This is a genomic window from Xenorhabdus entomophaga, assembly GCF_037996725.1.
GTDB classification, from domain to species: Bacteria; Pseudomonadota; Gammaproteobacteria; order Enterobacterales; family Enterobacteriaceae; genus Xenorhabdus; species Xenorhabdus khoisanae.
In genome coordinates this window covers 1-272 of record NZ_JBBMXH010000435.1, presented here as the reverse complement: position 1 = coordinate 272, position 272 = coordinate 1, and the positions used below count along the sequence as shown (strand labels likewise).

Below are 272 nucleotides of genomic sequence, written 5' to 3'. Positions count from 1 at the left end.
TACACCCGCAAACCGTTTATCCACTTCTACACCACTAAACGGGTGGGTTCCCTGCTGGTTGACAGTCACGCCGTGAAGTTGCTGAAAGGCGCTGCGGGCAGTAAGTAATCTTCGGGCGGCCGGTGTGCCGCCTTATTAGCGGAGGGAATATGCCATTACCGACGATTGAAGAGCTGCGCTTGCAGTGCAAAGTGGATGAAACGCAGGACGATGAGCTGTTACTGACCTACCTCATGAGTGCCAGAGAAAAAGCCGAAAATTACCTCAATCGA

General features: G+C 52.6%; 1 protein-coding gene. It reads left to right on the top strand.

Annotated elements, in window-relative coordinates; genetic code table 11:
- Positions 1-149 precede the first annotated feature (149 nt).
- Positions 150-272 (top strand): head-tail connector protein (locus AAC854_RS23525; protein WP_340619184.1); only part of this gene is annotated, 123 nt, incomplete at its 3' end.